Origin of the sequence: Methylobacterium sp. WL116, assembly GCF_008039455.1 — a bacterium.
GTDB lineage: Bacteria > Pseudomonadota > Alphaproteobacteria > Rhizobiales > Beijerinckiaceae > Methylobacterium.
Map to the genome: position 1 here is coordinate 1 of NZ_VRUV01000116.1, position 10,586 is coordinate 10,586.

General features: G+C 64.2%; 8 protein-coding genes and 2 pseudogenes. 5 read left to right on the forward strand and 5 right to left on the reverse strand.

Annotation, left to right across the window (positions count from 1 at the left end; translation table 11 throughout):
• Positions 1-675, forward strand: a pseudogene (locus tag FV223_RS30310) (peptide ABC transporter); the annotation flags it as partial.
• 4 nt (positions 676-679) lie between these two features.
• Positions 680-1,735: a zinc ribbon domain-containing protein gene (locus FV223_RS11250; protein ID WP_147727126.1), complete on the forward strand. Its 1,056-nt coding sequence runs from the start codon at positions 680-682 to the stop codon at positions 1,733-1,735.
• A 486-nt stretch (positions 1,736-2,221) separates the two neighbouring features.
• Here FV223_RS11250 and FV223_RS11255 read toward each other — a convergent pair whose 3' ends face one another.
• Positions 2,222-3,511: a hypothetical protein gene (locus FV223_RS11255; RefSeq protein ID WP_147727127.1), complete on the reverse strand. Its 1,290-nt coding sequence runs from the start codon at positions 3,509-3,511 to the stop codon at positions 2,222-2,224.
• Positions 3,512-4,172: 661 nt separating this feature from the next.
• On the opposite strand from FV223_RS11255, the gene FV223_RS11265 reads away from it, so the two are divergent.
• Positions 4,173-5,504, forward strand: a complete 1,332-nt coding sequence (locus FV223_RS11265; protein ID WP_147727129.1) for a reverse transcriptase domain-containing protein — start codon at positions 4,173-4,175, stop codon at positions 5,502-5,504.
• Between the two features lie 64 nt (positions 5,505-5,568).
• On the opposite strand, the gene FV223_RS11270 is transcribed toward FV223_RS11265, so the two are convergent.
• A complete protein-coding gene (locus tag FV223_RS11270) occupies positions 5,569-6,291 on the reverse strand; it encodes an abortive infection family protein (RefSeq protein ID WP_187276120.1) in 723 nt (240 codons plus the stop codon).
• 183 nt (positions 6,292-6,474) lie between these two features.
• On the opposite strand from FV223_RS11270, the gene FV223_RS11275 reads away from it, so the two are divergent.
• Both FV223_RS11275 and FV223_RS11280 read left to right on the forward strand, forming a co-directional pair.
• Positions 6,475-7,182, forward strand: coding sequence for a hypothetical protein (locus FV223_RS11275; RefSeq protein ID WP_246686384.1), 708 nt, complete (start codon positions 6,475-6,477; stop codon positions 7,180-7,182).
• Positions 7,179-7,589, forward strand: a complete 411-nt coding sequence (locus tag FV223_RS11280; protein ID WP_147727131.1) for a hypothetical protein — start codon at positions 7,179-7,181, stop codon at positions 7,587-7,589. Before FV223_RS11275 ends, FV223_RS11280 begins: the two co-directional genes overlap by 4 nt.
• 219 nt (positions 7,590-7,808) lie before the next feature.
• Here the strand turns inward: FV223_RS11280 and FV223_RS11285 are convergent, their stop codons facing one another.
• The 3 genes and pseudogenes from FV223_RS11285 to FV223_RS30315 form a co-directional block, all read right to left on the reverse strand.
• Positions 7,809-8,372: a recombinase family protein gene (locus FV223_RS11285; RefSeq protein WP_147727132.1), complete on the reverse strand. Its 564-nt coding sequence runs from the start codon at positions 8,370-8,372 to the stop codon at positions 7,809-7,811.
• Between the two features lie 157 nt (positions 8,373-8,529).
• Positions 8,530-10,197 (reverse strand): VWA domain-containing protein, encoded by a 1,668-nt coding sequence (locus FV223_RS11290; protein ID WP_147727133.1) that lies wholly within the window; start codon positions 10,195-10,197, stop codon positions 8,530-8,532.
• Positions 10,198-10,229: 32 nt separating this feature from the next.
• Positions 10,230-10,586 (reverse strand): annotated as a pseudogene (locus FV223_RS30315) (pilus assembly protein); the annotation flags it as partial.

Consider the following 10,586-nt stretch of genomic DNA (forward strand, 5'->3'; position numbering starts at 1 on the left):
CGCGCCTGGCCGGCCGCGCTGGTCGCCGATTGGGCCGGCCTGTGTCGCAGCCTCAGCACCGACTTCCTCGCCGGGGCCCGAGCGCACCGGGCAGCGGAACGGGCCTACCTGGAGGAGACCGTCGCGGCGGTGCCGGCCGAAGAGACGCTGGTCTACGAGAACGGTGCGCCGATGGTCTGGACGATGGGCGTGCTCGCCGTGCTATTCGCGGCCGCCGGGGCGGCCTTCGTCCTGTACCCGCGGGCACTCGGGATCGCGCACGACACATTGGCGCAGCAGATCCTAGCCGCCGTCGTCGGAGTAGGGGTCATCGGGGCGGCCCTCTACGCCGCCCTCGTCCACCGGCGCGGTCGCGCGCCCCTGCTGGTGCTGACGCCCGAGGCGCTCCGCTCGCCCCTACTCGACGGCGCGGTCCCGTGGCGGGACGTGGCGGACTTCCGGATCAGCTACGGCAAGCGTGTCACCTTGACGTTGGCGCTTGCGCCGGACGCTCCGCTGCCGCGGGCGACGGGCCTCCTCTCGCGGGCCGGGGTAAGCCGGCGCCGTCGTCAGGTGGTCGTGCACGCCTTGGGTGCGCGAGGCTTGAAACCCGACGTCTACGCGGCGCTGATCGGGCGCTACCTCGCTGCCGCACGCGCCCGTGTGCACCTGTCCGCGATGAACACGAGGATCTGATCGCTTGGCCGCCGGTACACGTCTCTCCGAACGCTGGTTCAACGCCGCCCTCTGGCTCGTCGCCCTACTGTTTGCGGGCTTCCTGATCGGGCTCGGCTCGCTTGTCGTCGGCGACCTGCCGCAGGTCGAGCACCGCTATACCCTGGACCAGTTTCTCGACCGTGAGCCCACACGCGCCTCGGCCGACGCGATCAAGCAGGTCCGGCGCGAGGAGGACGACACGCGGCGGAAGGCAGACGAGGCGCAGCTCGCGCTCGACGCGGCTCGCTCCGCCACCGAGGCGGCGCGCGAGACCTTCGCCAACTGGCTGAAGACCCGCAACGCCACGCAGCGCGTCGATCAGGACCCAGGACTCGTCGCCCGCACCCAGGGGCTGGATCAGCTCAAAGCTGCCGAGCGCACCGTCGAGGAGCGGCTGGAAGGGCTGAACCGGACGGCCCTCGAACTGAACGAGCGAGAGACCGCGCTGTCGGCAGCCGATGACGAACTGCGTGCCGCGGGGCAGGCCAAGCTCGACGCCGCCGAGCGCGGCCAGGAGCTGCGCGTGTTCGGCTATCGGCTCGCATTGACCCTGCCCCTTCTCGTCCTCGCTGGTTGGCTGCTGCTGAAGCGGCGGCGCACGCGCAACTGGCCGTTCGTGTGGGGCTTCGCGTTCGCCGCCGCGTTCGCGTTCTTCGTCGAGCTCGTGCCCTACCTGCCGAGCTACGGCGGCTATGTGCAGTACGGGGTCGGCGCGGTCCTGACCCTCGTCGGGGGGCGCGCCGCAATCAACGCGCTCCACGCCTATCGCGAGCGCCAAGCTCTGGTTGAGACGCGGCCCGACGCCGAGCGCCGGACCGAGATTGCTACGGACGAGGCACTCGTACGGCTCTCCCGCAAGGTCTGCCCTGGCTGCGAGCGGGGGATTGCGCTCGACGACCCGAACACGAATTTCTGCCCCCACTGCGGCCTTGGGGTATTTGAGCGGTGTCCCAGCTGCTCCCAGCGCAAGAGCACTTTCGAGCAATTTTGCCGAGCCTGCGGCGAGCGACGGACGGTCGCTGCAGCCCCGACTGCATGACAGGCTTCTGCTATTAATAGCGCAAAGCGGGAGCACCGAGCCGCTTCGGCTTCAGGGAGCCTTGGGGATACCGATCGCCGCGCGTTCTGCACTTTGATCCAGGCGATTTGCCATTAATTGCGCAACGAGCCGCGGGCCGTTCGGGTCGTTCGTGGGTCGTCTCGGGGAGAGCCTGATATGGGCCACGACAGCAATCCCACGTCCAGTGTCCCAAACGCCGATTTTCTCGGCGCAGACCGCGGGGCAGGGGCTTTCCTGGGAGGTTCGGTAAAAAGTGAAAAAGGGTCGAGGGATGCACTCGGGGCCTTACTAGGATCGTAGCTAGTACGTCCCTCAGGAACACGATCGTTATGTGGTTGCGTAGCCTCAGGTAATCCCGCTTTGGGGTTTTGCAGATAGCCCGCTTTTTGGCCCCGAAATCGGGATCTTTCCCGTGTCCTGAAACCGTGTCCTGGGACGCCCGAAAACAGGGTCAGGACAGGGGTTTTAGGCCACCCATTTCGGGTGTGTGATCGGCCCCACGAAAGTCGGCACGGGAGGCTTTTCCGAGGGTGAGGTGAGCCCCGCCACATGCCGCCGCGCATAGTCGAGCCAGGGCAGATTGGCGGTGGCCAGCTCGCGAGCCTTGTCGAGCATCTCGATCGGGATGCCCCTGTAGCGCCACCGGGCCGTCTCGCAGAGGTCGTAGACGGCTTCGCTGTCCGAGAACTCCAGGCGCCGGTCGAGGAGTGCGCTGTCCACCCGGAACATGATGCCCCCGAGAGTGTCGCGCTTGGCCTCGTAGTCGGTGATCCCGCAATCGTATTCGAGGAACTGCCGGATCGGATTGCACTTCGCGGCCATGAACCCGAGCGCCTTCTTGCCGAGGCCCGTGTGCATGTCGAGCGCGTAGGATGGCAGGCCATGGATCATGGTGTGCGAGGGTAGGGCGGTCTCGTGGATCTTGAGGTGGAGCATCGGCTTGCCCTCCACGAGGCAGGTGTCGCCCGCGGCTACCGCGTTCGCGTGCAGTAGCCCCCATGCGAGCGGCATCGCATCCTGGGTCTTATTGCCCCCCTGCATGGCCATCCAACGGTGCGGGAAAGGCTGCTCCGTCAGGTAGGCATCGAACTCGAGGTCATGCCCCGCCTGCTTCTCGGGGAGGTCGCCCCCGCCGCGGTAGCGCTTGGTCCCGCCCAACGCCCAGAGCGCGATCAGGCGCTTCACAAGGTAGTTCTCGGGATCGCGCACATACACAGAAAGGCCCCCCGGCTTATCAGAGGAGAACGCCCGCGCGCGGAAGCCCGCGAGGTCGGGGTCGCTCTCCGCACAAACCACGAGGTCGCAGCACGTGCGGTCCTTGACGCTCTGCGCCATCAGAGCGGTGAGGCGGTCGGCCCATTGCACCTCGGTAGCCAGGGACGCGCGCTTGGCCTTTTTGCCCGCGATCCACATGATGGCGAAGACCAGGGTGGGGTTCGCGATGCCGATGTCCTCGATCGCGATCACGGGCAGGCGGCGCCAGAACGCCTCGAGATCGAGGGAGACATAGGTGCGGGCATACAGGCAGGCCTGCGCCACGTAGCCCCGTCGGATGGACTTCTGCCATGCCGAAGACACCCGCCACCTCGCGGTGTGGGGGTCTGCCACGATCACGATGGAGGTGGGCGCTGTGAGCGGCTCGATCGTCATCAGGCCGTGCAGGTAGCCCCACACGCGCCCCTCGAGGTGCATGCCGGAGCTGCCAAGCGCGTCGAAGCTCTCGAGCCATGTGGAGGTGTCGAAGGGGGATGACATGGCCGCAGCGTATCCCGTGCAATTAATAGCGCGGAAGCAATTTTTACCTGGGCCTGCAGCCAACCATGGGCATAATCAGCCGAGAGGCGGTGATCTTATCGTCATGAGCCAAGCTCAACGAAACTGACCGAGCCTGACGACCCGCGAAAAGGCATTGAAGGCCTGCTTGCGCGGGCGCCTACACTGAATCAGTTCGCTGGACAAATCCGCCGTATCGACGTTCTACGAGACGCTAGTTGACATCAGTGGCCGTTTGCGCCTGATTGAGGAGGCTTACAAGACACGGAGGTCACCGTAGGCAGGATGGTCTAGCGCCATCAAGCCGGCCTCCGACCGCGGCTTGATGACGTCTCCAAGCACGGTCGCCGAGCGCATCCAATGCCTTCTCGTTTGACGTTTGCTCTTCCCCTAACGGCTGCCGCCGATCTCGTGACGAAGGCTAAGGCCGCCAAGATGCTCGGCGTCTCACCTCGGACGCTCGATCGGTGGCATCAACTCGAGCAAGGACCGCCACGCTTCGTCGTTGGCAAGCGAGTTCGTTATCGTTCGAGCGCAGTCCGGCAATGGCTTGCCGCCTGTGAACGCGGGTCTGCCTCGCCATCAGCGGCTCGGTAGGCGGGACTAGCTCAATCTGCCGCCCGATGATGGCAAGGAAACGGTGATGCTCGACCTGGAGACTGTCCTTGAGCGTCTCGAAATGTCTGTGGTTCAGACGGCCGAAGCTCGCGTCGATGCAAGTTTCGCTGTCGAGGCACGGAAGGCTTTCCGCGATACCGGGAGTAAGATGTCACAGCTGCACCGGGCCGCGGCCAGCGGGTCGGGCAGACGGATTAAGGCAGCACAGGAGAACCTCCTCAAATCGTTCTCGAGCAGGCTCTGCTGCATCGTCCTTTCTGTTGAGAAAAAGCCGAAGCCGCTCAAGTACGCTGCGACCGAGCTTCACGAGATGGCGAACGAACTCGATGCGTTCTCCGATCCGGGGGAGCCAATTCGAGCTTACGCGAAAACCAAATCCCTCCGCGGAGACTGGCGTCCGATCTGCGCGTTCGGACCCCGCCGCAAAGCGCTACAAACGCTGGTCAACTTTTTGCTGATCGCCAAGTTCGGTCCCCACCCCCTCGACTATATGGCTCAGGGCCGTGGGGCCGAAGTCGCCGCCGATCGCATTACACAGTTCATCGATGATGGCATCAACCACTTCGTGGTTGCCGACATCGAGGCATGCTTCAGGTCCGTGAAGCAGGGGGAACTCGCCGCGCGTCTCGGCCTCCCCCCGATGGTGGTCCGCCACTGTCTCCTGATCGGAGAGGACGTCCCTGTGGCGTTGCCCTCCGAGCTACCCGTAGGAGAGAGCCCTAAAGCGTTTAGCGAAGCGGTCCGGCAGGGCCTACCGCAGGGTGCACGTTCGTCCAACCGCGTTATCAGTCTGCTTCTCGGACCTGAGCTGGGGTCTCTGACCCTGGACGACCGCGTGATTCTCTACGGGGATGACATCGCGGTTCCGGCTGCGACGCGGAACATGGCCGACACGCTTGCGAAGACCCTGTCTGAACTCCTTGGAGTTCACTCTGCCGGACCGTTTCGCTTAAAACGTTGCTCCGTCGAAGACGCCCGCTACGGCTTCAATTTTCTGAAATACAAATTTCGACGCGATCGGTTCACTGGGCAATCACGGCTCCGTCCGTCCGATCTTAGCTACCACCGCTTCGGGGAAGGAGTCCGTGAGGTCATTCGCGATGAGCCACTCGAGGAAGTGTACTCTGCCGTCCTGGCGTACCGCGGCCGTTGGCTGACTTCCTTCCGCCGCTATGAGCCGAACCCGCTGGCTCTGAACCTGCTCTGGCAGTCTGCGATCGCGAAGCTCAACCGCGAGCTTGAAATGCGATGGGATTTCAGCCGCCGACGGTATGCGAGCCTAGCCCTGCCCCCGGTACATCCTGTCGACGATTGGCTAGATCTTGAGGCTGCCGGCTTCGAGGCGTTACCCCAGTGATGTGTGTTGCGGTTTCCCACCCAACGGATCCTTCACGATCCAACCCGTGCGATAGGTGCGCCGCTCAGCTCCCAAACCGCCCCGTATCGACGCTCTTCACGAAGCGGAGGATCGCGCTAACCGCATCGAAAATGAACCGCGCCTCCGCTGCATCGACGAGATCGTTGTCGTGGGCGAAGGACCGGTTGTTTCGAACATCGTTCAGGTCGTCGAAGATGCCGATCGCAGTCTTGAGTACCCGTACCGTGATCCGCCGTAGCTCGCGCTCACGCTCCAGCGCCCTCACGTACTTTCCGACACGGCTGTGCAGGGGCTCCTCCCGATCCCACGGGATACGTCGCTCGTCGAGAAGGTGGGTGAACTTCTTCATGCAGTAGAGATGCAGCCGGTCTAGGGCAGGGGCCGGCTTGTTAGCAGCGATGTCGCGCTGGATGGCAGCTATCAACTCGTCGAGCGTGTCATCGCGTTTGAACCGCTCTAGCGCGTCGGTGCGTGGTCGTTCCTCGATCGCCTCGATGCGGTCGATGAAGGCGAACACCGTAGCTACTTCCGCTTCGCTCGGTGGGATGACGCGCTGGTCTCGTGTCTCCTCGGCGTAGACCCACAACGCACGTAGCACTGCACCGACCGTGTGCCCATCCTCGACTTCGATGAAAGTGCGCAGGCGCTTGGCCTTCGACGAGCCGGTGGCATCATAGGCACCCGATTGGATGTCCATGCCGAACCCCTCCTCGAACCACTCAGCCATCGTGCGATCGCTGAAGTCCAAGACGTAGCCGCTGGACATCCCGAAGGCAGCGTCGAGAGCGCGGCGCTCCGCGGAGGTCGGTTTTGGCATATGGGAGGCTCACCTCGGACCTGTGTTGCTAGGGGTACCTGTATCCGACGCATCGATCTCGTCATGGGAAGGACGGACGCTTACGCATCGAAATCTCTTGACGGCGAACCAGCAAGGAACGAGCACGTCCGCGTGGGACACATCACTCTGCACGAGACTGGACGGCTCGTCGGCATCGGGCTTTACACGCCCGCTGAGGCCGGCCGCCTGCTGTCCATTCGCCCGGCAAAAATCTCCCGCTGGCTCCGGGGCCACGACGCCAACGGCAAGCACTACGACCCGCTCTGGAGCCCGCAGGTAGACCTTGGCGAGGAAGGCACCTTTCTTGGCTTCCGAGATCTCCAAGAGGTTCGGGTCGCCTCGACCTTCATTGAAAAGGGCATGAGTGCCCAACGCGTACGCCAAGCGATCGAGCTGGCTCGCGAGGTTGTTGGAGAAGCACGCCCACTTTCGACAACGAAATTCCGATCGGACGGCCACACCGTGTTCCTGCGGGTGGTCGAGGAGGACGGCCAGACTAGGTTGATAGATCTGTTTCGGAAGCAGTTCGCTTTTGAAGCTGTCATCGAGCGCAGTCTCACCAACCTCGAATATGACGAGGAAGGAATCCCTTCTGTCTGGTGGCCGCTCGGCAAGGCTAAGTCGGTGAAGATCGACCCGACGCGCTCGTTCGGCCAGCCGATCGAGGCCGAGACCTCGGTACCGGTCGATGTGTTGGTGTCTGCGGCTGTGGCTGAAGGCTCCCCCGAGCGGGCAGCACGAGCTTGGGATGTGCCCGTGCGGGCCGTCAAACGCGCTCTCGCCTATCGGCGCGAGATGGACCTGCGGCAGGCTGCTTGAGGGTCTTCTTCGACAACTGCACGAGCCCCGTGCTGGCGGAGACCATTAACGGGTATCTGCGGCATCTCGGTGCTAGTGCCAACCATATCCGAGATCTGCCCTGCGGGCGCCACGCCACCGACTTCGAATGGATGGCCTACCTCGTCAGCACCGGTGAGGATTGGCTCATCGTCTCCGGCGACGGTCGGCTATACAAAAACAAGGCGGAGCGGCTGGCCTACCGACAGGCCGGCCTGAAAGGCCTCGTGCTCGCGCCGTCCTACCAGAAGACGCCGATTAACCAGCAGGCTTCATTCCTGATGTGGCGCTGGCCAGAGGTGCTGGATCTCATCAAGAGGTTCGAGCCGCCGTTCCTCTTCGAGGTTCCGATGGCGCGTGCGAGTAAGTTCAAGCCACTGCCGGTTTGAGGCAGAGTATGATGAGAGAAGAGCCTGAAATCAGCGTTCGGACGGGCGTCGACGAGAATCAGCAGCGCTTCATCTAGGCGCTCGTTGAAGAGGATGTGCTCGGCGCGGTTGTTCGTGGAAGCCACACCGAGGCGCGCAATTGATTGCGCAAGTCGCTCTCCATACTCTCATGCGTACCGACTACCGCCCCGGGCGACTTTGAGCAATAATTGAGGCTGGTCAGGCGACTGCTGGCCGGCATGCCCGCTTCACGCTCGCAGGCGAGATCCCGAACTGCGCGGCGGTGCTCGCGATGCTAGCCGCATTGTCCTTCCGCCAGATCGCCACCGATGCATCGTCGATCGCTTTTTGCCGACCGAGTGCCCTGCCCTCAGACTTCGCGCGTTGGATACCGGCCATCTGACGCGCTTTGATGTTGGCTCGCTCCAGCTCGGCCACGGCGGCCAGCATGGTGAGCATCGCCTTGCCGATCGGGGTTGAAAGATCGAAGCCCTCGCGCAGGCTGATGATAGCCACGCTCTTGGCCTGAAGCGCCTCGACGGTCGCCAGAACATCCAGGGTATCGCGACCCAGGCGATCGACGGCGCCGACGATGAGGGTGTCGCCTTTGCGAGCGTATTTGAGGAGAGCCGAGAAGCCCGGACGATCCAGGGCACGTACGACCCCAGAGACGCCTTCGTCGCAGAACCACTCCTCGACCATGTGGATCAGGCCAATGCTGTGCCGTTGCGCCTCGACGCTTTGGTCACCTGTGCTGACCCTCACATACCCGATCGTCGCCATTCCACCCGCCCTGGCTCAAAATCTATGGCTCAGGACGTAGCTTATAGCTCAGTGTCAAACAACACCTTTGAGCCGTATCGCGGTGCCAGCCCGCGGGTAGGCTCACAGGGTGTACCTTCCGAGCCTATCTACCAAGGCCGAAGCCGGTCTGTTCATTTTACTGCGTCAGCCGCAGCGTGCCGATGCTGGCCGCGATCTGGTTGAAGGCCGAGATCAGGCTCGACGAGTCGTTGGCGACGAAGGCCTGCGTCGACGTTGATGCGCAGTTGTTCAGAAGGCTCAGGCCGGCGCTGTCGATCGGGTCCGAGGGCACGCTGAAGCCGATCGTGTAGATCGAGATGCCGGCGCTCTTGGCGTTGCTGCAAGCCAGGGCCGTCAGCGCGTCGAGGGCAGCTCGGGAATTGGTAGCGTTCGAGACGTTCTGGTTGCCGGGCGGGAGGCGCGGATTTGGGGTCGAACCGTCGACGTTCTGGAAGTAGCCGGCAGCGAAGTACATCGACTGGTTGAATGGCGAGTAGCCGTTCGTCGCCCAGCTGTTGGCGCCATCGGTCATCAGGATGATGACCTTGTTGACCGTGCTCGACGCGTAGGGCGCCCCATCGGCGAAGACGCTGCTCGGCGACAGCGTCCGCCAGCCCCACATCAGACCCTCGTGGATGTTGGTCGATCCGAGCGGCGCCATCGCGTTGATCAGCGACTTCAGCGTCGACGTGTTGCTGGTTAGCCTCTGGAGCGGGCGGGTGGTGCAGCCGAAATTCGGGCCATTCGGGATGCCGGTATAGCTGTTCGATGCGGTCGGCGATGCGTCGCGGGCGTTGACGTACTTGCAGGCGCGGCCCTCGGCGGCGGCGAACGAGGTGCTCGACTGCGATTGGCTCGCACAGCTGTTGGCGTTGGTGTAGTCGTCGATGTAGCTGTTAAAGCTGAACGCGGAATTGCCGTTATAGGCTGCATACGTCGTGCTACCCTCGCCCGGTTCGTCGGGCGCGAACATCGGCACGTAGTACGAGCTCGGGTTCGCGCTCGTCGGCGCGCCGTCCTGGACGTTGAGCGGATAGGGCAGCGTTTCCAGGCACCCGGCCCAGCCCCAACCCGAATAGGCGCCCTGCAACGCGGTGAAAAGGCCGAAGCGGTTGGCGAAGCCGGCGGAGGCCGGTGCGATCACGTTGGTCCAGTGATAGGCCGACTTGCCGTTCTGGTCGATCCAGGTGGCATAGCGGTAGGCGGCCGGGTCGACCGCGACCGCGGCGGCGAACGGCACGATCGAGATCTTGGTGCCGGTGGCGAAGGCGGCGTTGGTGTAGACGTAGTCGACGAAGTTCGTCGCCGCCGTCTGCACCGCCTGAAGCTTGCTCTGGCCGCCGCTCGATTCCGCCATCGAGCCGGTGTTGTCGAGCACCAGGGCAATCTCGAAGGTCTTGGGCACCGGGGTGGCGCAGCGCGCCGAGCCGCCTGGGCGTGGGGCCGTCACGCCCGTGATGCGGCTGTAGAAGACCGGTGAAACCATGTGCGTGGTCAGGGTGATCTGGCGCGGGTTCGCCGTCATCGCCAACGGGTCGACCGTGAGGCCGGTCGCGCCCATGTAGCCCGTCATCATCGCGACGGCCTGGGTCTGGAGAGTTGCGGTCGTCGTCGCCATCGGCGTCTGGCACAGAGCGAGGGCGGTGGCGTCGGTTGCGGCCTGGAGCTTGGTCTCCATGTAGGTGGCGAAGCCGTAATCGATCACGGCGCCGGTGAAGCCGAGGAGCGGCAGCGCGAGCAGCCCGAACAGCAGGACGACGTTGCCGTCGCGCTGCCGCGCGAAGCGGCCGAGATGTCGGCGCATCGAGATCCTTCGAGGTGTCGAGCGGGTTGGGGTCACGGGCATGCTGCGCCTCCCGGCATCCAGACTTCGGTGTAGGTGGATTTGGCGGGCTGCCCGCCGCGCGCCGGCCAGGGCATGCTGGATTTGAGCGTGATCGTGCTCGTGGCGCCGTTGACGAGCTTGACCAGCGCCGAGCCGAGCATCGGCGTGTAGGGCATGCTCACCTCGGTGAGGACGTAGCGGACCCCGTTGGTGCGGAATCCGGTCGGCACGGTGAGGTCGGAGGCGGCGCCCGTGGCGCGGGGCGACGCGTTGGCGTTGGCGGTGCTGGAACAGACCCGCGGGATCAGGTTGAGGTTCGTGAGGTCGACCGCCATCGCGCTCACCACGATCTTCACGCCGCTGGCGTC

What these genes read in the sequence shown, in the direction of transcription:
- FV223_RS11255 (WP_147727127.1), bottom strand. Translation starts at nt 3,511, where the DNA reads ATGTCATCCCCCTTCGACACCTCCACATGGCTCGAGAGCTTCGACGCG.
- FV223_RS11265 (WP_147727129.1), top strand. Translation starts at nt 4,173, where the DNA reads ATGCTCGACCTGGAGACTGTCCTTGAGCGTCTCGAAATGTCTGTGGTT.
- FV223_RS11270 (WP_187276120.1), bottom strand. Translation starts at nt 6,291, where the DNA reads ATGTCCAGCGGCTACGTCTTGGACTTCAGCGATCGCACGATGGCTGAG.
- FV223_RS11285 (WP_147727132.1), bottom strand. Translation starts at nt 8,372, where the DNA reads ATGGCGACGATCGGGTATGTGAGGGTCAGCACAGGTGACCAAAGCGTC.
- FV223_RS11290 (WP_147727133.1), bottom strand. Translation starts at nt 10,197, where the DNA reads ATGCGCCGACATCTCGGCCGCTTCGCGCGGCAGCGCGACGGCAACGTC.